The following is a 22,121-nucleotide window of genomic DNA, read 5'->3' as shown; positions in this document are numbered from 1 at the left end:
ATGCGCTGGAGCGAGAAACTGGCCGCCCTGTCGGCGGCCGACCGCGGACGGCTGGGCCGCCTGGTGGAGAGCGAGGGCAGCGCCCTCAACCTCTTCCCGCTGTCCTACACCCAGGAGTGGGTCTGGTGGAACAGCCGGCTCCAGCCGGCCTCGGCGATGTACCACGTGGGCGCGACCCTGCGGCTCGACGGGCCGCTGGACGCCGAGGTGCTGGACCGTGTGCTGCGGGAGATCGTCGTCCGCCACGAGATCCTGCGCAGCAGCTTCCACGTCCTCGGCCGGGCTGCCGTGCAGGTGGCCGAGGAGCCGCAGCAGAGCGGGATCGTCGTCGTGTGCGACCTGCGCGACCTGCCGGAGGCCGCACAGGACGCCGAGGTCGCCCGGCTGGTGGCCGAAGACCGGCAGCGGCCCTTCGTCCTCACCGAGGGCAGGCTGCTGCGGGCGCTGCTGCTGCGGCTGGACGACGATCGCGCCGTCCTGGCCCTGACCACCCATCAACTCGTTTTCGACGACTGGTCGATCGGGGTGCTCGTGCGCGAGGTCGGGGCGCTGTACCCGGCATTCGCCGCCGGTGAGCCCTCGCCGCTGCCCCCGCTCCCCGTCCAGTACGCCGACTTCTCCCTCTGGCAGCGCCGGTGGATGGACGAGGCGCGGATGGAGGACGAGTTCGCCTACTGGGAGAAGAAGCTGCGCGAACTCCCGGCGCTGCTCGACCTGCCGGCCGACCTGCCACGTCCCGCCACCCGCTCCTTCCGGGGCACGCTGCACGACCTGAACCTGGACGAGGCGTGCACCCAGCGGCTGCGCGGCCTGTGCCGTGGCTCGGGTGTCACCACGTACATGGCCCTGACCGCGGTGTTCCACCTCCTGCTGGCCCGGGCGACCGGGCAGCAGGAGTTCGCGACGGCCACGCTGACCGCCTACCGCACCCGGCCGGAGGTCGAGCACGTCATCGGCGACTTCGGCAACATGCTCTCCGTGCCGGTGGCCGGTCACGGACCCGGCACCACCTTCCGCGAGCTGCTGTTGAGCACCCGGGACGCGGTGCTGGAGGCGCAGGAGCACGCGGACATGCCGGCCCACCGGATCACCGGCAGGCTGCGGCCCCGGCGGGAGGAGAGCCACAACCCGCTCACACAGGCGATGTTCCTGAGCGTGCAGGCGGTGAACACCGTGGCCGGTGCCGAACTCGGCGAGCTGAGCGTGGGGTTCGCCCGGATCGGCGAGACCCACGTGCACAGCCCGTTCGACGTCGAGGCCCGGCTCGTGGAGAAGCCCGGGACGGTGACGGTGCAGTTCGTCGTCAGCCGTGACCTGTTCACGCCCGAAGGGGCGGCTCGTCTCGTGGCCCAGTTCGAGCAACTGCTGACGGCCGTGCTCGCGCAACCGGACGCCGCCCTCGACGCGCCGGCCGCCGACGCGGAGTCCGGGTTCCGCGCCGGGCCGGACCCGGCGGAGGGCGTGTACGAGGCGGTGCGCCGGCACGCCCGGGAGCGGCCCCGGCACACCGCCGTGGCGGGCGCCGACGGCCCGGTGGGCTACGGCGAGTTGTGGCAGCGCGTGCTGGAGGAGGAGGCGGCGGACCGGTCGGCGGGAGCCGGCGCCCTAGCGGCACCGGCCTCGGTCGGCGGCTCCGGTACGGGGGCCGTCGTCCGGCTCCTCGCCGCGCTGGGCGGAGGGCGGGCGGTCGAAGCCGGCGACGGCCGGGCACTGGAGCCCGCCGTGCTGGCCGAGATCCTGCGGCTGTGGGCCGACCGGTGCGCGGTGGGAGCGGACGACCGCTGTCTGGCCCCGGCCGCCGCGGGAACGGCGACGGCGCTGATCGAGGTGCTGTTGCCGCTGTACGCGGGAGCGACCCTGGTCCCGGCGGCGCCCGGGGAGGTACTCGGCGCCCCCCACGGCGACTTCGCGGTGCTGCCCGCGGACGAGGCCGCCCGGCTCGCCCCGGCGGCGGCGGCGCGACTGCGGACCCTGGTCGTCACGGGCGGCCACGGCAGGCTGCCCGGTGCCCTCACGGCCCCGGACGCACCCGCGGTCCTGCGCGCGGTCGGTCCTGCGGGGCTGGCCCTGTGGCCGTTCCGGGCCGGTGCCGACGAGGGGCGCGGTCCGTCCCTCGTCCCGGACGCGACGGGCCCGGAGCTGCGGATCACCGATGCGCGGGGCCGGCGGGTGCTGCCGGGAGCCGTCGGCGAACTGCGGCTGGCCGGCGCCTCGGTGCCCGGCGGCGAGCTGGCCACCGGGCTGCTCGCCCGGGAGTCGGCGGCCGGCGGGGTGGAACTGCTCGGCCGCGCCGAGGAACCGCGGACCACGGCGAGCGGCTACCGGGTCCGGCCGGCCGAGGTCGGCTGGGCGCTGACCGCGCTGGCCGGGGTGACCGGCGCGGAGGTGGACTTCGACGCCGACGGCGCGCTGGTCGCCCACGTGACGGTGGCGGACGACGGCAGCGGTACGGCGCCGGATGCCGACGGCCTGACGGCCCGCCTGCGGACGGTGCTGCCGGGATACCTGCGGCCCGCCCGGATCCTCGTGGGCACCGCGACGCCCCCCGAACCGCACCCGCACGACTGAACGACGCTCAGGAAGAACTGGTGAGGACATTGAGCAGGGCCGACCACGGCAGCGGCAGCGCCGCCGCCACCGATCCGCGCGACTGGATCGCGCTCCGGGGAGTCCGGGAGCACAATCTGCGGATCGACGAGCTGGCCGTACCCCGGCACGGCGTGACGGTGTTCACCGGCGTGTCGGGCAGCGGCAAGTCGTCGCTGGCCTTCGACACGATCTACGCGGAGGGCTACCGGCAGTATCTCGACAGCCTCTCCGCCTACGTACGGCGCAAGCTGCCGAAGGTGCCCAAGCCGTCCGTGGAGTGGATCAGCGGTCTCAGCCCGACCGTGGCGATCGAGCAGCGGACGATCAGCCGCAACCCCCGCTCCAACGTGGGAACCATCACGGAGATCTCGGACCGGCTGCGCCTGCTGTTCGCACGGGCCGGCCGGCACGAGTGCCGCGGCTGCGGCCGGGACATCCGGCCCCGTGACGTGGCCGAACACCTGGCGGCGCTCGCCGATGCCGCGGCCGACGGCCCCCTGGTGCTGTCCCGGCCGTCCGAGGAGGGCCCCGCCACACGCGTGCTCCTCCTGCCCGCGGCTCCCGACGCCGCGGACCTGGCCCGGGCCGGCGAGGCCATCGAGGCCGCCCACCGGGAGGAGCGGCCGCTGGTCGCCCTGCGGGACACCACCGTGGTGCGCCACCTCACCGGCGGCTGGGTCTGTGCCGCCTGCGGCACGGAGGCCCGTGCCGTGTCCTCGCACTGGTTCACCCCCAACTCGCCGGCCGGCATGTGCGAGGAGTGCCAGGGCCTCGGCTTCACCTACCGGGTGGACCCGGCGCTGCTGGTCGGCGATCCCCGGGAGTCGGCGCGCTCCGGCGCGCTGACCTTCTTCGGCGACCGCACGCGCAGCAAGAAGACCTGGTGGCCGCTGCGGGAGCTGCCCGCGGTCCTGGAACTCGCGGGTGCGGGGCTGGACACGCCGTGGTGCCAGCTGCCGCCGGGCGTGGCGGAGTTGCTCCTCGTGGGCGCCACGAGCGAGCGGCTGCCCGCCGCGCTCGCGGAGCAGGTGGAGAAGAAGCCCTTCGACGGGCTGGCCCAGCATCTGGAGCGGCTTTTCCGCGAGGCGGACTCCCCGGAACGCAAATCCTTCTACCAGGCGTTCATGGCGGCCCGCGGCTGTACGGCCTGCGGCGGCACCCGCCATCACGCGGAGGCGCTGGCCGTACGGCTCGGGGACCTCAACATCGCCGAGGTGAACGCCCTGCCGGTGGGCCGCCTGGCCGCCTGGCTGAAGGCGGTCCGCGCGGAGCTGGCGCCGACGTTCCTCGCCGGCCTGGCCGAGGAACTGCTGGCGCAGATCGACGTCCGGCTGGAGTTCATGCTCGACGTCGGTCTGGGCTACCTGTCCCTGGACCGGTCGGCGCCGACGCTCTCCGCGGGCGAGGGGCAGCGGCTGCGCCTGGCCCGGCAGCTCGGCTGCGGGCTGGTCGGGGTCACCTACGTCCTGGACGAGCCGTCGATCGGTCTGCACGCCCGGGACAACGGCAGGCTCATCGCGATGCTGCGCCGGCTCGCCGACGCGGGCAACACGGTCCTGGTGGTGGAGCACGACCAGGAGACCATGGAGGCGGCGGACTACCTCGTGGACCTGGGGCCGGGTGCCGGGGCGCGGGGCGGTCTGGTGATGGCGGCGGGTCCGACCGCCGAGGTCGTCGCGCACCCCGACTCGCGTACGGGTGCCTATCTCCGGGGCGAGCTGGCCGTCGCCTCGCCACGGTCGGACCGGCGCCGCCCGGACGACCGGTGGCTCACCCTGCGCGGCGCCCGGCTGCACAACCTGAGGGGGGTCGACGCGTCGATCCCGGTGGGGCTGCTGACCTGTGTGACCGGGGTCAGCGGCAGCGGCAAGAGTTCCCTGGTCACCCGCACGCTGGAGCCGGCGTTGCAGCAGGCGCTCAGCAGCCGCCGCGCCCCGCGGGGACCGTTCACGGAGCTGACGGGCTGGGAGGGCTTCAGCCGCGTGGTGACCGTCACGCAGGAGTCCATCGGCGCCTCGTCCCGCTCGACGCCGGCCACCTACGTGGGGATCTTCGACGAGATCCGCAAGCTCTTCGCGAAGACCGAGGAGGCGGTGCGCCGGCGGTACTCCACCGCGATGTTCAGCTTCAACACCGAGAAGGGCGGGCGCTGCGACCGTTGCGCGGGCAAGGGGTCCATCCGCATCGAGATGCTCTTCCTGGCCGACTTCTCGGTGCAGTGCCCCACGTGCGAGGGCCGACGCTACGCGCAGCGGGTGCTGGAGGTGACGCACCGGGGCAAGGACATCGCCGAGACGCTGGATCTCGAGGTCACCGAGGCGCTCGAGCTCTACGGTGACGTACCGGCGGTGGCGCACCCGCTGCGGATGCTGTGCCAGGTGGGGCTCGGCTATCTGAAGCTGGGTCAGGACACCACGACGCTCAGCGGCGGCGAGGCCCAGCGGCTCAAGCTCTCGCGCGAGCTGATGCGCAGGGACGACGGCCGGACGCTCTACCTGATCGACGAGCCGACGACCGGCCTGCACTTCTCGGACGTCCAGGTCCTGCTGGGCGTGGTGCACGACCTGGTGGACCTCGGCAACACGGCGGTGGTGATCGAGCACAGCGTCGAGTTCGCGGCGGCGTGCGACTGGATCGTGGATCTCGGGCCCGGCGGCGGCGAGGACGGCGGGGAACTGGTGGCCGCCGGCCCTCCGGAGCAGATCGCGGCCCACCCCGACAGTGCGCTGGCGCCCTATCTCGCACGCCAGTTGCGCCAGACCGCGGGAGCACGGCCATAGCGCCGGGCCGGCCTCCTGGAGGGGCCCGTGGCCGGCGCGGATCAGACGGGTACGAGGAGAAGGAGGACACAGTGGAGCGAGCGGACACCCGGACGGTCGTCGACGTCGTCGCCGCGTTCGAGGGATGGGCGACTCGGCGGCCGGGGCACCCGGCGGTCACCGGTGAGGGCCGGACGTGGACGTACGGGGAGCTGGACGCGGCGGCCGGCAGGATCGCGGTGCGCCTGCGGTCCCTGGGCGTCGGGCGCGAGAGCAGGGTGGCGGTGCTCGCGGGCAGGACGCCCGAGATGCTGGCGGCGCTGCTGGGCATCCTCAAGGCGCAGGCGGGCTATGTGCCGTTGGACCCCGCCTATCCGCAGGACCGGCTCGGTTACATGCTGTCCGATTCGGGTGCGACGGCGGTGCTGGCCGAGCGGCGCCACGCGGGCAGCCTGGAGTACGGCGGTCCCGAGCTGGTTCTCGAGGAGCTGGTCGACTCCGCAGCCGGGCAGGTCGCGGACGTCGTCCGCGAGGAGCCGTTCGGGGGTCAACTGGCCTACCTGATCTACACCTCGGGGTCGACCGGACGGCCCAAGGGCGTACTGGTCCCCCGGGCGGCGATGTCGGAGTTCGTCTCGGCGACGGTCGGCCTGCTGGGGCCGACGGCCGAGGGGACCATGGTGGCCACCTGCCCGACCTCGTTCGACTTCTCCGTGTGCGACATCTTCGCCCCGCTGTACGCGGGCGGTCAGGTCACGCTCGCCCAGGACGTGTTCTCGCTGTGCGAGGAGGGCTCCTGGGTCCGTGGCGACGCGGTGTGCGCCGTGCCGTCGGCGCTGGCGCACATGGTGGCCCTGGGCGGTCCGCCCCCGCGCGTCAAGGCGGTCCTCACGGGCGGCGAGGCGATGCCGAGGCAACTGCTCGCCGACCTGCGGGCGGCGGGCGTGACCGAGGTGTTCAACATCTACGGCCCGACCGAGACCACGGTGAGCGCGGCGGCGGCGCTGCTCGACTGGGACGACGAACTGGTCTCCATCGGCAGGCCGTTGCCGGCGGTGCGGGCCTACGTCCTGGACGAGGAGCTGCGGCCGGTGCCGGACGGCGTCTCCGGGGAACTCTTCGTCGGCGGCGAACAGGTGACACGCGGCTACCACCGGCGTCCCGGGCTCACGGCCGAGCGGTTCCTGCCCGACCCGTTCAGCCCCGTTCCGGGTGCGCGGATGTACCGGACGGGAGACCGGGTGAGCCGACGGCCGGCCGGCGGTCTGCTCGACTACCACGGGCGGCTCGACGCGCAGGTCAAGGTGCGTGGCTTCCGGGTGGAACTGGGCGAGATCGAGGAGGCGTTGACATCGCATGCCGGTGTCGTACACGCTGCGGTGGTACTGCGTGACGATCAGCCGGGCGGCCCCCGACTGGTCGCCTACACGGCGCCCGACGGGTCCTCGGCGCCGACCGGGGAGCAGTTGCGGGCCCACCTCAGGCGCAGTCTGCCGGAGCACATGGTGCCCAGTCAGTTCGTGGTGCTGGGTGCCCTTCCCCTGACGCCGATCGGGAAGCTCGACCGCAAGGCGCTGCCCGCGCCCGCGCGGCTGCGCTCCCGGGCGGAGGTCCTGCCCGGCCGCTGAATCCGCCAGAGAATCCCGGTCGACGAACCAGTTCCTTTTCTTCTTTGTCGACGGCATGGAACACGATAAGCTGCACGTCTACGAACCAGGGCACCGAGATTTCATCGCGGAGCCTTTTGGAGGTTGAATACCGGTGCGCCTTCTTGCGACCGAACGCGACCAGTTCGAGGATCGACTGAGGGCCCTTTTCGGCTCCAAGATCACTCCGGTCGAGGAATCCTTCGAAATCATCGACAAGTACAAGGACGGCTCTTTCGCGATGGGCCACATAGGCCTGATGCTCTACGCGAACGGGTACAACGTCCGCGGCGCGAGCAGCAAGTATCCGAACGGTCTCGTCTACCACGACGGCACCAACGCCTTCGGGGTCGGTTACTTCAGCAAGGAGGGGCACGTCGCCAAGCACCTCCACATCGTCGCCCCGAAGGGGCCCGGCCGGGTCGCGGCCGTCCGGGACTTCGTCGCGGCGGTGCGCGAGGCCGGCCTGGCCAGGGACTCCGTGTACGTCCGCCACCTGTCCCCCGAGGACCGGGACGAGTTCCTCGCGGCCGGGTTCTCGGGGATCGAGACGGACCCCTGGCACCTGGGTGCGCCCGAGGAGGACGAGACCTTCCCCAACCGCGTCTACTACCTCGACGAGCTGTTCGAGCGGGACGCCGAGGGCGAGTTGCAGGTGTCGAAGCTGGCCGGCGAGGAGCGCAGGAAGTACAAGAACAAGAACAAGCTGGCCTACCGGCGCTTCCAGAACTTCCTGGACCGCAATCCCCATCTGTCCTTCGCGATCGAGCCGTACGGTTACTCCGGGCCCGAGAAGGAGAGCGCCCGCAGCGTGGTGGAGAGCTACTTCCAGGCCCGCCGGGAGCAGGGCACGGTCGTCGGCTCCACGCCGGAGGACTACCTCGCGATCGTCCGCGAGCAGCCCGGCGGCAAGAACGAACAGGACTACTTCTCCTACCTCGGCAGCATCGTCACCGAGGACGGCGAGAAGTTCCCCGCGATGTTCTTCGCGGGCGAGCGGATCAGCGAGCGGCGCGCCGCCCTCTACTGCACCATGACCATGCGGTTCCGGGAACGCCTGACCGGGCTGTTCAAGGACAGCACGGGATTCACCGCGATTCCCCAGTACGTATGGCTCAGCGTGTTCCGCCTGATGTGGGAGCAGGGTATCCGCGAGGTCGACGCGGGCGGTTCCGAGGTCAAGGGACTCGACGACCAGAAACGCCAGCTCGGCGGTAAGCCGGAAAAGACATTCTGGGTCGTCGGGGAATCGACCGACCATTCTGCACGCTAAAGCAAGAGCCGAGGGGGAACCATGGAATCACGCATTTCCTATGCGGACTACGACGTCTGCGTCGTAGGACTCGGATACGTCGGCATCACTCTCACCGCGGCCCTGCTGTCGACCGGCAGGCGCGTTCTCGGGTACGAGTACAACAAGGCGGTCGCCGAGGACCTGGCCGCCGGCGTCCTGCAACTGTCCGAGCCGGGGGTCGAGGAGATCGTCCGCACGTCGGCCGGGGACCGGCTGCACGTGACCTCCGACCTGGCGGGCGCCAAGCTGCCCCCGGTCGTCATCATCTGCGTCGGCACCCCGATCCAGACGGACGGCCAGGACCCGAACCTGCTCCACCTGGAAGCGGCCGTCGAGACCGTCTCCGAAGGGATCGACGACGAGACCCTCGTCATCGTCCGCAGCACCGTGCCGGTCGGTACGACCCGCGACCTGGTGCTGCCGCTCCTGCGCCGCAAGGTGGCCGATCCGCTCGTCGCCTTCTGCCCGGAGCGGACCATCCAGGGCAAGGCACTGGCCGAACTCCTGTCGCTGCCGCAGATCGTCGGCGGGATCAACGACGAGGCGGTACGCCGCGCGACGGAGCTGTTCGCCTCGCAGACACCCACCGTGGTGCCCGTCTCCTCCCTCGAGGCGGCGGAGATGATCAAGCTGATCTGCAATTGCCACACCGACCTGATCTACGGGTTCGGCAACGAGATCGCCCTCATGGCCGAGAAACTCGGCCTGGACGCCGTTGAGTTGATATCCAGTGCCAACCGGGACTACCCCCGCCCCGACCTGAGCATGCCGGGCTTCGTCGGAGGCAGCTGCCTCACGAAGGACCCGTACCTGCTGATGCACGCGCTCAAGCCGCACGACCACACCCCCGGCATGATCTCCGCCGCGCGCTCGCTCAACGAGTCGCTGCCGCGCCGGATCGGCGAGCGGGTCATGGCCGCGCTCTGGGAGCAGGGCTGCGACCCGGCCGAGGCGAAGATCCTGGTCTCCGGCTTCGCGTACAAGGGCCAGCCCGAGACGGACGACCTGCGCGGCGCCCCGTACGAAGCGCTCCTGGAACTGCTGCGCGGCCGGGTCGGCGAGATCGTCGCGCACGACTTCGCGGTGCCGCGCGAGCGCATCACGGCGCTCGGACTGCGCTGCGTGGAACTGGAGGAGGGGTTCACCGACGCGCACGCCGCGGTGTTCCTCAACAACCACCTCTCCTACCGCGACCTGGACCTGGACGCCCTGGTTGCCCGGATGCGGCCGCCGGCCGTCGTGTACGACACCTGGCGCATCCTTCCCTCCTCCGCGAAGAACGTTATGAGGCTCGGCCATGCGTAAGAAGATCCTGATCACCGGCGGCGCCGGCTTCATCGGCATGCACCTGGCGCGCCGGCTCGCCGACGCACACGACGTCACCCTCCTCGACGACTTCAGCCGCGGCCGCGAGGACACCGAACTCGACGAACTGCGCAACCGGGTCTCGGTGTTCACGCACGACCTGACCGTGCCGCTGCCGGCCGACCTGCCCCGCGACTTCGACGAGGTCTACCACCTCGCCGCCGTGGTCGGCGTCGTGTACTCCAACGAGGAGCCGCAGCGGGTTCTGCGCACGAACCTTCTGTCGACCATCCACCTCCTGGACTGGTTCAAGGAACTCGACGGGGCCACCTTGTGCTTCGCCTCCTCCAGCGAGGCGTACGCCGGCAGCGTCACCGCCGGGGTGGCCCCGGTGCCGACGCCCGAGGACGTGCCGCTGGTCGTCTCGGACCCCACCGTGGCCCGCTCCTCGTACGGCTTCAGCAAGATCGCCGGCGAGCTGCTGTGCCGCAACTACGCCCAGGCGTACGGCTTCCCCCTGCGCATGGTGCGGTTCCACAACGTCTACGGCCCCCGCATGGGCTACGAGCACGTCATCCCGCAGTTCATCGAGCGCCTGCTCGGCGGCGCCGACCCGTTCGAGATCTACGGCGCGGACCAGTTCCGGGCGTTCTGCTACGTGAGCGACGCCGTGGACGCCATCGCCGCCCTGACGGCGCTGCCGACCAAGGAGACCCTCCTGGTCAACGTCGGCAACGACCGCGAGGAGATCAAGATCGAAGACCTCGCCCGCGTGGTCTTCGACACGGTCGGCCGCCGCCCGGCCCTGGAGATCCACCCCGCGCCGCCGCTCTCCCCCGAGCGCCGGGTGCCCGACGTGTCGCTGCTGCGCTCCCTCACCGGGTACGAGCCCGAGGTGGACCTGCGCGAGGGCGTCAGCCGGACCTACGCGTGGTACGCCGGGGCGCGGGCATCACGGGCCGCGCGGCCATGACGCACGTACGCGTGGTGCACCGCGGTTACTTCCCGGCGCGCGCGGGGGCGGAGGTGATGACCCAGTACCTCGCCGAGTCCCTGAGGCGCCGGGGCCACACGGTCGGCCTCTACTCCAGCGAGATGGACGAGGAGTCCGCCCGCTGGATGGCCGGCGCCGGGGTCGTCGTCGAGGTGTTGCCCGCCGCGGCGCCGGCGGCGGACCGCCCGGACGTGGTCCACGCCGTCGACTCGGTGTGGCCCGACTACCCGCGGGCCGCGCTGCGCCTCGCCCAGGAATGGGGTGTGCCGTTCGTGTTCACCCCGGCCTCGGCCCCCGGGGTGTGGCAGGACCCGGAAGCGGTCCTCGACGTCTGCCGCCAGGCGGACGCCGTGTTCGTCCTGACCGAGGCCGAGCGCCGGATGCTCGGCGAGGCCGGGGTCGACCCCACCGCGCTGCACGTCGTCGGCCAGGGGGCGCACCTGAGTGGCACCGCCGATGCCGCCGGGTTCCGGGCACGGCACGGCATCGAGGGTCCCCTGGTGCTGTTCTTGGGCCGCAAGATGCGCTCCAAGGGCTACGGACTGCTACTCGAAGCGGCGACGACGGTCTGGCGGACCCACCCCGACACCCGGTTCGTCTTCGCCGGTCCGGACTGGGACGAGGACTGCGCGGAGCTGTTCGCCGCGCACGCCGACCCCAGGATCCTGGACCTGGGCCTCATCGGCGAAGGGGAGAAGGCCGACGCGCTCGCCGCGTGCGACGTGTTCTGCCTGCCGTCGACCGTGGACGTGTTCCCCCTGGTCTACGTCGAGGCCTGGGCGAGCGGGAAGCCGGTGATCGGCTCCACCTTCATGGGCGGCGACGAGGTCGTCCGGCACGGCGTGGACGGGCTGATCTCCGAACCGGACAGCGCCTCGGTGGCCGCGGCGGTCACCCGGCTGCTCGACGACCCCGGTGAGGCCGCGGCGCTCGGCGCCGCCGGCCGGGCCCGGGTCGACCGGGAACTCGGCTGGGAGGCGATCACCGACCGCGTCGAGGACGTGTACGACCGGCTCATCGCGCGGGCCGCCCGAACGGGACGGCCCGCGCTCTAGGACCTGTCCTTCGCGACAGGAACCGGGCCGAGGCGGGGAGGATCCCGCGCCTCGGCCCGCAGTGCCCGATGCACATGCACCCGGCACCCGATCGAAGACCCGCGCACCGACCTGGGCGCGCGGAGGGATGGTGGATTGATGTCCGACTGGAAGGTCTCCCTGTACCGCCCGCGGCTCGGTGACGACGAGGCCGACGCCGTGGCGGAGGTGCTCAGGTCCGGCTGGCTGTCCAACGGGCCCGTCACGCGGCGCTTCGAGCAGGCCTTCGCCGATGCCGCGGGGACCACGGACAGCGTCGCCGTCAGCAACGGCACAGCTGCCCTGCACCTGGCGTTCCTCGCCCTGGACCTGGGGCCGGGCGACGAGGTGGTCCTGCCGTCGCTGAGCTTCGTCTCGGCCGCCGCCGTCGTCACCCTGAGCGGCGCCACCCCCGTCTTCGCGGACATCACCGGCACCCACGACCTGTGCGTGGACCCCGCCGACGTCGCCGCCCGCATCACCCCCCGCACCAAGGCGATCGTCGCCATGCACTACGGCGGCCACGCGGCGGACCTGCCGGCCCTGGCCGCCCTCGCCCGTGAGCACGGCGTGGCCCTCGTGGAGGACTCCGCCCACGCGCCGGCCACCCGCTCGGAGCACGGCGTGCTCGGCACGGTCGGCGACATCGGCTGCTACAGCTTCTTCGCCACCAAGAACCTGGCGACGGGAGAGGGCGGCATGGTCGTGGCGCGGGACCCCGAGGTCCTGGAGAGGATCCGGCGGCTGCGTTCGCACGCCCTCACCGTCAGTGCGCAGGACCGCCACCGCGGCGGCCCGTCCGTCTACGACGTCGACGGGTTCGGCCTCAACTACCGTCCCACCGAGGTCGGCAGCGCGATCGGACTGGTCCAGCTCCGTGGCCTGCCCGACCGCCAGCGCCGCCGCGAGGAGATCGTCCGGCAGTACCGCGCCGGACTCGCGGACGTCGAGGGCCTCGACATCCCCTTCCTGGACCGCCCGGTGGAGCGGGGCGCGCACCACCTCTTCCCGGTTCTGCTCGCCGAGGGCACGCCGCGGGCCGCCTTCCAGGAACACCTGACCGCGGCGGGCGTCCAGAGCGGTGTGCACTACCCGCCGACTCACCTCTTCACCGCGTACCGCGAGCGGTTCGGCCACGGCGAGGGCCATCTCCCGGTCACCGAGGCCGTGATGGAGCGCCAGGTCTCCCTGCCGCTGTACGTCGACATGAGCGACGACGACACGGCGCTCGTGGTGGACGCGGTCCGCCAGGCCGCGCGGGCGACCGCATGACGCCGCCTCCGGCCGGCCGGTACACCCTGAGCGACGGCGCGCTGCTGCGCGACGGCGAACCGTACTTCTGCGTCGGCGTCAACTACCATCCGTCCCGCACCGGCTGCGACTACTGGCGTGAGTGGGACGCCGAGCAGCTCGACGCGGACTTCGCCGCGATGGCCGAGTCCGGCCTCAACACCGTCCGCTTCTTCGTCTTCTGGGCGGACTTCGAGCCCGAGCCCGGCGTCTACGACCCCGAGATGACGCGGCGGCTGCGCCGGTTCGTCTCGCTCGCCACACACCACGGCCTGCAGTGCCTGCCTTCCCTGCTCACCATCTGGATGAACGGCCAGCGCTTCGACCCGCCCTGGCGCGCCGGCCGGGACCTGTGGCACGACGCCGACATGGTCGAACGCCAGCTGGCCTTCGTCCGGCACGTCGCCGGAGCCCTGCGCGACACGGGGGACGTCCTCGCGTACGACATCGGGGACGAGGTCATCCACGTCGACGGGGCCGCCTCCGGGTCACTGGGGCCGGACGGCGTCCGCGCCTGGTGGGGCGCGCTGGCCGACGCCGTCCGCGAGGCCCATCCCGGCGCGCTGGTCCTCCAGGCCAACGAGGTCTCCGCGGTCACCGGCGAGCACGCCTTCCGTCCCGAGCACGCCGAACCGCTGGACCTGGTGGGCCTGCACGGTTTCCCGGTGTGGACGCCGTTCCACATGGAATCGGTCGCCTCCCCGAAGGCGGGCGCCCTCGTGCCGTACCTGGTACGCCGGGGCCGCCCCTTCCGCCCGGTGCTGGTCGACGAACTCGGCAGCTACGGCTGCGACGAGGAGACGGCACGCGACTACCTGAGGGTCGCGGCGCACGGCGCGTTCGCGGCCGGCGCCTGCGGGGTCGTCGTGTGGTGCTGGCAGGACTTCACCACGGAGCGCAAGCCCTACCGGCTGCGCCCCAACGAGCGCTTCGTGGGGCTGCTGCGGGCGGACGGCACGCCCAAGCCCGCGATGGAGGCCTTCCAGGAGTTCGCCCGTCGTGCGACCGGTGAACTGGCGGGCTTCCGGCCGCTGCCCTCCCCCGTCGGCGTCCACCTGCCGGAGCACCGCGCGGAGGGCGACGCCGGCTACCTGGCGAGCGCCGGTGCCGACCCGGCCGCGGGCTTCTACGCCGCCCAGCTCCTCCAACGGGCGCAGCTTCCGTACGAGTTCACCCGCGGCGCGCCGGGAGACCACCGGCTGCTGATCTGCCCGTCGGTGGGCCACATCACCCTCGACGACCAGCGGCTGCTGGCGGACTACGTGGCCCGCGGCGGGGTCCTCCTCTACACCGGCGGAGATCTGCTCCACGGTTTCGGGGGCGAGGAGCTGTTCGGGGTCCGCGTCGTCGACTTCACCCTGCGCACCGAGGAGGCCGACGGCTTCACCTGGCAGGGCACGCACTACCCGCTCGTCCGGGAGCCGGGCCAGCTGCCGGTCCTCGCCGCGACCACCGCGGAGGTCCTGGCGGCCTTCCCGGACGGCTCCCCCGCACTCACCCGGCACGCCTACGGCGAGGGTGTCGCCTACCACCTCAACGCCCCGCTGGAGCAGCAGTTGAACGCCCCTCACCGCCTCGAAGCGGCGCCCTGGCACCGCTTGTACGCCGATGTCGCCGCGGCGGAGGGCCTCACCGGGGCGCTGGCCGCAGACGTGCGCACCGACAGCCCGGACACCGAGGTCACCGTCCTGGGGCGCGACGAGGAGCGTTGCGCACTGGTGATCAACCATGCCCCGCACCCGGTCGCCACCACCCTGCACCGGGCCGGTCGCTCCGAGCCCCTCACGCTCGGCCCCAAGGCCGTCCACCTCGTCACCTGGACCCGCGAACCCCACGGCCACCCGGTGACGGCGCCGGCCGACCGACTGGCAGGCACTCCGTGATCATCGATTCCCATGTCCACGCGGGCGAGTACTACAAGCACTTCACCGCCTCCTTCGCCGAGGAGATGATGGCGACCACGGGGATGCCTCCCGAGGCGCTCACCTCGCCCGAGGAGAAGCTGCTGGCGCACATGGACGAAGCGGGCGTCGACCAGGCGTTCCTGCTCGCCTTCGACGTCCAGCGGGTCGAGGGCTTCAAGGTCCCCAACGAGTTCGTCGCCGCGATGTGCGCACGCCATCCGGGGCGCTTCACCGGCTTCGCCTCGGTCGACGCCGGCACCCCCGGCGCCGCGGTCGAACTCCGGCACGCCGTCACCGAGCTGGGTCTGCGGGGCCTCAAGACCGCACCGTGCTACCTGCGGATGTCTCCGGCCGACCCGCTCTGGTACGACGTGTACGAGACGGCCCAGGAACTCGACGTACCCGTGCTCGTGCACACCGGGTACACGCCAGCCAAAAAGGCCGACCCGCGGTTCTTCTCCCCCCGGCTCCTCGACCAGGTCGCCCGGGACTTCCCGGGCCTGCGGCTGATCCTGGCCCATCTCGGCACTCCCTGGACCGACGCGGCCCTCGACCTGATGGCTCGTCACCCGGGGGTGCACGCGGACCTGTCGATCTTCAGCTGGTACCGGCCGGCCGCCACGGTGGCCGCGGCCCTGGCGAAGGCCCGCAGCCTCGGGGTGCTGGACCGCCTCCTTTGGGGGACGGACCACCCCTTCTGCACCATGACCGACTCGGTGTCCCGCATGCGCGAACTGGCCGCCGACGCCTCGCTCTGGCCGGACGGGGCCGCGCTGACCGAGGCCGAGTACGCCTCGTTGATGGGCGGCGCGGCCGCCGCACTGCTGTCCACCAACCACGGGGGAGAAATCCGATGAAGGCCCTGAGCTGGCACGCGCCCTACGACGTGCGCGTGACCGACGACGTACCCGTACCCGTGCTCGAAGGGCCGCGCGACGCCGTGGTCCGCGTGGTCCGCTCCGCCGTGTGCGGCACCGACCTGCATCCCTACCGGGGCGAGATCCCCGGCTTCACCCCCGGCACGGTCACCGGCCACGAGTTCACCGGAGTCATCGAGGAGACCGGCTCCGGCGTGGACGGACTGCGTCCGGGCGACCGGGTCGTGGCCTCGGACGTGATCGCGTGCGGACGCTGCTGGTACTGCCTGCGGGGCTGGCACTACCAGTGCGCCCAGGTCGCACTGTTCGGCTACGACACGGTCGTGGGCCGCGCCGCGGTCGCGGGCGGGCACGCCGAGTACGTGCGCGTCCCCTTCGCGGACACCGTCCTGTCCCCCATACCCGACGAGGTCACCGACGAGCAGGCGCTGTTCATCGGCGACATCCTGTCCACCGGGTACGCCTGCGCCGAACGCGGCGAGGTCGCGCCCGGCGACGTGGTCGCCGTGGTCGGCTGCGGGCCGGTGGGGCTGATGGCGATGAAGTCGGCGCAGCTGATGGGCGCCTCCCTGGTCCTGGCGGTCGACCCGGTGGCGAGCAGGCGCGCCTTGGCCTCCCGGCACGGCGCGACCCCCCTGGAGCCCGGCGGCGACCTCGCCGAGCGGGTCCGCGCGCTCACCGACGGCCGTGGGGCGGACGTGGTCCTGGAGGCCGTCGGCGTCGACTCCTCGCTGCTCAGCTCCCTGGAGATCGTGCGGCCGCGCGGCACGGTCTGCGCGGCCGGCGCACACGCCTCCCAGGCCATGCCGATGCCGACCGGCCTCGCCTTCGGCAAGGAGCTGACCCTGCGGTTCGCCGTCGGCGACCCGATCAGCGTCCGGGACCGGCTGATGCCCCTGGTGCGACAGGGCCGCATCGACCCGACGTTCGTGATCTCGCACCGTCTGCCCCTCACCGAAGCGGAGGAGGGCTTCAAGCTCTTCGACTCCGGGCAGGCCTCGAAGGTGGTGCTGGTACCGTGACCGCCTCCCCCATCCCCAGTTCCGCCGCTCCCTGGCTGGGAACGCTGGACACCCTGTTCACGGAGCGGGTCCGCGCCACACCCGAAGCACCCGCGCTCAGCTGCGGTCGCGTCACCCTCAACTACCGCGTCCTCGACGAGCGCGCCGCCCGGCTCGCCGACCGGCTGCGCGCGGCAGGCGTCGGGCCGGAGGTCGCGGTCGGCATCCACCTGCGCCGCTCGGCGGAGCTGGCGGTCGCGCTGCTCGCCGTGCTCAAGGCCGGCGGGGCGTGCGTCCCGCTGGACCCGGGCTACCCGCGCCGGCGGCTCGCATTCATCCTGGCGGACGTGGCGGCACCCGTCGTGCTCACCTCCGCCTCGCTGGCGGACGAACTCCCCGAGCACACGGCGCAGGTGCTCCTCGTGGACGGGCCGGACAACGGCCGGGCCGACGCGGGATCCGGCAGCCGCCCCGGCGCCGCCTCCACCGCGCTCGCCGTCCGGCCGGGGAACCTCGCCTGGATCGCGTACACCTCCGGCTCCACGGGGCGGCCGAAGGGCGTGCCCCTCTCCCACGGTCCGCTGGCCGCCCTGGCGTCGGGCATTGCGCAACGGCTGGACCTGACCCCGGCGGACCGGGTCCTCCAGTTCGCCTCGATCGGCTTCTCCGTGGCCGCCGAGGAGGTGCTGTCCACCTGGGCGGCCGGGGCCTGCCTCGTCCTGGATCCGGCCGAGGAACTCGCCGACAGCGCCCGGCTGCTCGCCCTGATCCGGCGCGAGCGGGTCTCCGTACTCCAGCTGACCCCCTCCTACTGGTACGAGTGGCTGCGCGAGCTGCCGGTCGGCAGCGGGCCGGTGGCCCCCGCCTCCCTGCGCCTGCTGGTCGTGGGCAGCGAGCCCGTCGCCGTCGAGCGGGTCGCCGAGTGGTGCGCCACGGGCGTGCGGCTGGTCCAGGAGTACGGCGCGACGGAGGCCACGGTCTCCCAGCTGCTGTACGAGACGCAGGCGGAGGCGGACGAGATTCGCGGCTGGGACCGGGTGCCCATCGGCACGCCGCTGCCCGGCACCCGTGCGTACGTCCTGGACGAGCGCATGCGGCCGGTGCCGGCGGGCGAGACCGGGGAGCTGTTCCTCGGCGGGCCGGGGGTGTCCCGCGGATACCTCGGCATGCCCGGGATGACCGCCGAGCGCTTCCTGCCCGACCCGTTCGCCGGGAGCCCGGGTGAGCGGATGTACCGGACCCGCGACCTGGCCCGCCGGCTTCCCGGCGGGGAGCTGGAGTTCCTCGGCCGCATCGACTACCAGCTCAACGTGCGGGGGATACGGATCGAGCCGGGCGAGGTGGAGAACGCCATCGGCCAGTTCCCGGGAGTGCTCGAGAGCGCCGTACTGGCACGTGCCGACGGCTCCGACGCGGAGCAGTTGGTGGCCTGCGTGGTGTGGGCCGGAGCCCCCGCGACCGCGGCCCTGCGCGCCCGGCTCCGGGAGACCCTGCCGCCCGCCCTGGTCCCGGCCCGGTTCGCGGCCCTGCCCGCCCTGCCCCTGAACGCCAACGGCAAGGTGGACCGCCGGGCTCTGGCCACGATGCCGCTCGCCGATCCGGTCGCGGACCGCGCGGTCACCACGCCGCGGACCGCGTTGGAGGCCCGGCTGGTGTCCGTCTGGGAGGAGGTCCTCGGGACCTCGCCGGTCGGGGTCGACGACGACTTCTTCGAGCTGGGTGGCGACTCGCTGACCGCCGTGCGCCTGGCGGCCGCGTGCCGCTCCCGCCTTGGGCTCGCCGTGCGCCAGCGGACCGTGTTCCAGGCGCACACGGTGGCGGCCCTGGCCGCGGCCGTCGAGCAGGCGGACGCCGACCGCGCGCGGTCCGGCGCCGCCGGGGAGCCGGAAGTCCCGCGGGAGGCGCCGAACGGTTCCCGGAGCGGATCCGGGGGTGCGGTGGCGCCCGCCTCCTTCGCCCAACAGCAGATGTGGCTCCTGCACAAGCTCGCCCCGGCGTCGCCCCGCTTCCACGAGCCGGTGGTCCTGCGGCTGACCGGGACCCTCGACCGGGCAGCCCTGCAGACGGCGCTGAGCGCCGTGCAGGCCCGGCACGGGGCCCTGCGCACCGTGTTCGCGACCGAGGACGGCCGGCCGGTACAGGTGGTGCGGGAGCCGGATCCACTCGCACCGCGGATCGAGGCGGTCGACCTCGAGGGCCGCGACGAGGACGAGGTGTCCGCCGCGGTGGCCGAGCTGGTCGGCCGGCCCTTCGACCTGGCCCGCGGCCCGTTGATGCGGGCCGCCCTGATCCGGCGCGCCGCGACCGAGCACCTGCTGGTGCTGACCTTCCACCACATCGTCTTCGACGGCGCCTCGATGGAGATCCTGTACGACGAGCTGGGGACCCTCTACGGGGCCGCGCTCGACGGGCGGACAGCTCCCCTCCCGCCGGTGGGGGTGGCGTACGCCGACTTTGCGCGAGGGCAGCAGCTCCAGGCGCAGGGACAGGGCTACGACGAACAACTGGCCTACTGGCGCAAGCAGTTGTCGGGCGCTCCGGCGACCACGCGGCTCCCCTTCACCGGGCCCGGCGGCACGGCCCGTACCCGGCGGGGAGCGGCCGTCGCGTTCGGCGTGCCGGCCGCACTGACCGGGCGGCTGCGCCGGATCGCCTCGGGTGAGCAGGCCACCCTGTTCATGGTGCTGCTCAGCGCGTTCTACGAGCAGATCCACCGCGCCTCGGGCGCCCGTGACCTGGTGGTCGGCACCCTGACCTCGGGCCGGGACCGACCCGAACTGGCAGACGTGGTGGGGATGTTCGTCAACACGGTCTGCCTGCGGGCCGCCGTCGAGCCCGGGATGCGGTTCCGGGAGGTGCTGGCGGAGACACGGCGCGGCGTCCAGGAGGCTCTGACCCACCAGGACGTACCGTTCGAGCGCGTGGTGGAGGAACTCAGGCCGGTGCGCGACCCCGGCCACACCCTCCTGTTCCAGCTGTTGTTCACCTTCGGCAGCACGCCCTCACGGGCGCCCGAGCTGCCGGGACTGCGCACCGCCATCGAGACGTACCAGACCGGCACGGCCAAGTTCGACGTGGCGCTGGCCCTCGACGACGACGGGCAGGGGGGGCTCGGCGGCCGTCTGGAGTACGACCTCGACCTGTTCGACGCGGCAGGGGCCGAGGCACTGGCGCAGGACTACCTGCGGCTGCTGGCGTCGGTCGCGGCGGACCCCGGGCACCCGGTGGGCGACGCATGAGGGCCCGGCCCGGCGTGATCCGCCGGTCCGGCCCCGCTTCAGTCCGCCGGAACGTCCAGCTGCAGCCGCCGCGTCAGGTGGTGCACCAGCGTGGCCTCGTGTTCGCGCAGGTAGAAGTGGCCGCCTGGGAAGGTCCGGACCTCGGAGTGGGCCTCGGTCACCTCGGCCCAGGTGGACAGTTCCGCGACCGGGCAGGCCGGATCGTCCTCGCCGCCGTACGCGGTGACCGGCGCCGCGAGGCGCACGGGCGGTGGGGCCGGGTCGTAACCGTCCAGCAGCGTGTAGTCCGCGCGGAGCGCGGGCAGCAGCAACTCCCGCATGTCGGGGTGGTCGTAGACCTCGGCATCGGCTCCGGAGAGCCTGCGCACCAGGGCGACGAGAGCGTCGTCGTCCAGCGCCCGGGTGCCACGGCCGGCGTGACTGCGGTGGGGCGCGCCTCGGCCGGAGACCAGCAACTGCCGCACGCGGTGGCCGTCTTCCCGCTGGAGCCGGACCGCGACCTCGTACGCGACGGCGGAGCCCATGCTGTGTCCGAAGAACACCAGGGGAGGTCCGAGGTAGGCCTTGAGGGCGATGGCGACCGCGTCCGCCAACTCGGTCATGGACGTGAGGCAGGGTTCGGCGAATCGATTCTGTCGACCGGGATACTGCACGGCCAGCACCTCGACACCGGCCGGCATCCGGGCGGGCCAGCCGAAGTAGCTGTGGGCGGTGCCACCCGCGTGCGGGAAGCACACCAGGCGCAGACGGGGCCGGTCGACGGGACGTCGTTGGAACCACGGGTCGGACATGTCCAGCACCGGACGACGCGCCACGACCACTCCGTTTCCGGCCGCACCAGCGCACCGTCCCCGGGGAACGGCTGCACGGCCACCTGTCCGATCAGCGGATTCACCCTACCAACCGGCGACTTTCCCGCTCAGCCGCACTTGTGGAGCACCCTATGACCATCGCCCCGTCCCCTGTCCCTATTCCCTGCACCGAGATCGACCAGAGCCGGCTCTACGACCTCTACACGACCGTGCCGACCGTGGCCGAGTACGAGGAGACGCTCCGGCTGGAGGAGCGCTGGATCAATCCGCTCGCCGAGGGCTACCGCCGGACCGCCCCGCGGTTCGCCTCGCACACGGAGCTGCTGCGGGAGCTGTCGGCGTTCCTGTCCCGCGAGGGGATGACGGCCTCCGACAACCACCGTTTCCTCGCCGAGGAGGCGACACTCGACCAGTTCAAGGTCGTGGCCGGCGAATTCGCCAAGGACGGCCTCACCGAATCCCTCAACCTCCTGCCCGTGATTCCGCGCCTCCCGTACCGGGCCGGGATGGCGGTGTTCCGGGTGATGGTGGACGAACTGGGCTGCGGCAACGACGACATGGCGCACTCGGAGCTGTACCGCGCGCTGCTGCGGGAGCTGGAGATGCCCACGGAGGTGGAGGCGTATCGCGAGGGTTACAGCCCGCAGAGCCACGCGTACGTCAACATGTTCCACTGGCTCGCCTCCCGCGCCCCCTCCCCGGAGTACTTCCTCGGCGGGTACGCCTACTTCGAGGCCAGCGTGCTGTACGGGTTCCGCAGTTTCGCCCAGGCGGCCCGGCGGCTCGGGCTCACCTCCGGGAAGTACTACACGGAGCACCTCTACATCGACACCTACCACAGCAAGCAGATGCGGGTGGCGATCCGGGAGACGGGCGCGGCCCGCGAACTCGACCTGGCGAAGGTGTGGGCGGGCGTCGAGCTGACCAGTGCCATCGTCGGCGACGCGACCGAGACCGCGATCTCCCTGGCCCGGAAGGCGGGTTCCGCGTGAGCGCGCTCACCGCCGCCCCCGAGCCGGACGGGTCGCCCTCCGCCCGGCAGGTGAGCGAGGGCCTCGTCCTGCTGGCGATGGGGGGCCGGCGGCTGCTGGTCTCGGCCACCTGTCCCCACCGGCAGGGGCGGCTCCTCTTCGGTCACCTCGACGAGGGCAGGATGCAGATCCGCTGCCCCCTGCACCACTCGTCCTTCGCCCTGGAGGACGGCCGCCGCGTGGCCGGCCCGGCCTGCGACGCGCTGCGGATCGTCGCGGAACTCGAAGCCGGCGAGCCGCTCCCCTCTCAGGACCGGCTGCGGTTGCTGGAACGGGGCCCCGATGCCGACGCCGAGTGAGGCCCCG

General features: G+C 72.7%; 15 protein-coding genes. 14 read left to right on the top strand and 1 reads right to left on the bottom strand.

The features are described from left to right. The 12 genes from ACFYO5_RS14765 (at position 1) to ACFYO5_RS14710 (ending at position 19,972) form a co-directional block, all read left to right on the top strand. Positions 1-2,568: a condensation domain-containing protein gene (locus ACFYO5_RS14765; protein WP_388708519.1), complete on the top strand. Its 2,568-nt coding sequence runs from the start codon at positions 1-3 to the stop codon at positions 2,566-2,568. Positions 2,569-2,588: 20 nt separating this feature from the next. Then, on the top strand, positions 2,589-5,369 hold the full coding sequence (uvrA, locus tag ACFYO5_RS14760) for an excinuclease ABC subunit UvrA (protein WP_388708517.1): 2,781 nt from the start codon (positions 2,589-2,591) through the stop codon (positions 5,367-5,369). A 71-nt stretch (positions 5,370-5,440) separates the two neighbouring features. Beyond that, positions 5,441-6,976 carry an amino acid adenylation domain-containing protein gene (locus tag ACFYO5_RS14755; RefSeq protein WP_388708515.1) on the top strand — a complete coding sequence of 512 codons (1,536 nt, stop codon included), beginning with the start codon at positions 5,441-5,443 and terminating at the stop codon, positions 6,974-6,976. A 133-nt stretch (positions 6,977-7,109) separates the two neighbouring features. Further along, positions 7,110-8,267 carry a hypothetical protein gene (locus tag ACFYO5_RS14750; protein WP_388708513.1) on the top strand — a complete coding sequence of 386 codons (1,158 nt, stop codon included), beginning with the start codon at positions 7,110-7,112 and terminating at the stop codon, positions 8,265-8,267. Positions 8,268-8,288: 21 nt separating this feature from the next. After that, on the top strand, positions 8,289-9,593 hold the full coding sequence (locus ACFYO5_RS14745; RefSeq protein ID WP_388708510.1) for a nucleotide sugar dehydrogenase: 1,305 nt from the start codon (positions 8,289-8,291) through the stop codon (positions 9,591-9,593). After that, on the top strand, positions 9,586-10,566 hold the full coding sequence (locus ACFYO5_RS14740) for an NAD-dependent epimerase/dehydratase family protein (protein ID WP_388708507.1): 981 nt from the start codon (positions 9,586-9,588) through the stop codon (positions 10,564-10,566). The genes ACFYO5_RS14745 and ACFYO5_RS14740 overlap by 8 nt, the downstream gene beginning before the upstream one ends. Continuing rightward, positions 10,563-11,642, top strand: a complete 1,080-nt coding sequence (locus ACFYO5_RS14735; protein ID WP_388708505.1) for a glycosyltransferase family 4 protein — start codon at positions 10,563-10,565, stop codon at positions 11,640-11,642. The genes ACFYO5_RS14740 and ACFYO5_RS14735 overlap by 4 nt, the downstream gene beginning before the upstream one ends. Positions 11,643-11,780: 138 nt before the next feature. Next, positions 11,781-12,932: a DegT/DnrJ/EryC1/StrS family aminotransferase gene (locus tag ACFYO5_RS14730; protein WP_388708502.1), complete on the top strand. Its 1,152-nt coding sequence runs from the start codon at positions 11,781-11,783 to the stop codon at positions 12,930-12,932. Next, positions 12,929-14,833, top strand: coding sequence for a beta-galactosidase (locus ACFYO5_RS14725; RefSeq protein ID WP_388708500.1), 1,905 nt, complete (start codon positions 12,929-12,931; stop codon positions 14,831-14,833). The genes ACFYO5_RS14730 and ACFYO5_RS14725 overlap by 4 nt, the downstream gene beginning before the upstream one ends. After that, positions 14,830-15,711, top strand: a complete 882-nt coding sequence (locus ACFYO5_RS14720; protein ID WP_388708498.1) for an amidohydrolase family protein — start codon at positions 14,830-14,832, stop codon at positions 15,709-15,711. The genes ACFYO5_RS14725 and ACFYO5_RS14720 overlap by 4 nt, the downstream gene beginning before the upstream one ends. Then, positions 15,708-16,754 carry an alcohol dehydrogenase family protein gene (locus ACFYO5_RS14715; protein ID WP_388708495.1) on the top strand — a complete coding sequence of 349 codons (1,047 nt, stop codon included), beginning with the start codon at positions 15,708-15,710 and terminating at the stop codon, positions 16,752-16,754. The genes ACFYO5_RS14720 and ACFYO5_RS14715 overlap by 4 nt, the downstream gene beginning before the upstream one ends. Beyond that, positions 16,751-19,972: an amino acid adenylation domain-containing protein gene (locus ACFYO5_RS14710; RefSeq protein WP_388708493.1), complete on the top strand. Its 3,222-nt coding sequence runs from the start codon at positions 16,751-16,753 to the stop codon at positions 19,970-19,972. Before ACFYO5_RS14715 ends, ACFYO5_RS14710 begins: the two co-directional genes overlap by 4 nt. 38 nt (positions 19,973-20,010) lie before the next feature. Here the strand turns inward: ACFYO5_RS14710 and ACFYO5_RS14705 are convergent, their stop codons facing one another. Beyond that, positions 20,011-20,787 (bottom strand): thioesterase II family protein, encoded by a 777-nt coding sequence (locus ACFYO5_RS14705; RefSeq protein WP_388708490.1) that lies wholly within the window; start codon positions 20,785-20,787, stop codon positions 20,011-20,013. A gap of 128 nt (positions 20,788-20,915) precedes the next feature. Here ACFYO5_RS14705 and ACFYO5_RS14700 point away from each other — a divergent pair, with 128 nt between their 5' ends. Both ACFYO5_RS14700 and ACFYO5_RS14695 read left to right on the top strand, forming a co-directional pair. After that, the gene (locus tag ACFYO5_RS14700) at positions 20,916-21,776 is read left to right on the top strand and encodes an iron-containing redox enzyme family protein (protein WP_388708488.1); all 861 of its coding nucleotides are present in this window, start codon (positions 20,916-20,918) and stop codon (positions 21,774-21,776) included. Then, a complete protein-coding gene (locus ACFYO5_RS14695; protein WP_388708485.1) occupies positions 21,773-22,114 on the top strand; it encodes a Rieske (2Fe-2S) protein in 342 nt (113 codons plus the stop codon). The genes ACFYO5_RS14700 and ACFYO5_RS14695 overlap by 4 nt, the downstream gene beginning before the upstream one ends. Positions 22,115-22,121 lie beyond the last annotated feature (7 nt).

The sequence above is a fragment of the Streptomyces sp. NPDC006259 genome (genome assembly GCF_042870975.1).
Classification (GTDB): Bacteria; Actinomycetota; Actinomycetes; order Streptomycetales; family Streptomycetaceae; genus Streptomyces.
The sequence above is the reverse complement of the archived record's forward strand: the minus strand, read 5'-3'. Positions and strand labels throughout refer to the sequence as shown.